Source organism: Haemophilus sp. UMB1048 (assembly GCF_030218125.1).
Taxonomy (GTDB): Bacteria; Pseudomonadota; Gammaproteobacteria; order Enterobacterales; family Pasteurellaceae; genus Haemophilus_D.
The window spans coordinates 1-244 of the sequence record NZ_JASOPB010000169.1; the positions used below are offsets into that span (position 1 = coordinate 1).

1 protein-coding gene is annotated in these 244 nt (G+C 50.0%); it reads left to right on the forward strand.

Annotation, left to right across the window (positions count from 1 at the left end; translation table 11 throughout):
• Positions 1-36: 36 nt before the first annotated feature.
• Positions 37-244 (forward strand): hypothetical protein (locus QP437_RS10830; protein ID WP_285267775.1); only part of this gene is annotated, 208 nt, incomplete at its 3' end.

Genomic DNA, 244 nt, shown 5'->3' on the forward strand with positions numbered 1-244 from the left:
ATGGAGTTGGTTGCGGATGATGAAGGGCGATTGTCTATGCGTAAGCGCGAGTCGCATGATCGCATTGCGATTGATACTATGCCGCTTGCGTCGCGCGCAGTTTTGGCTGTTGCGGATTCTTTGGACTTGTGGAATCGTTCTTTCTCGCCAAATGCGCAAATTCGTCTTGCTGTTCCAGAGCCTCGGGTTGAGGGTTTGGATTTTAATGACAAGGCTGCGCTTCTTGATGCGATTGGCGAAAATT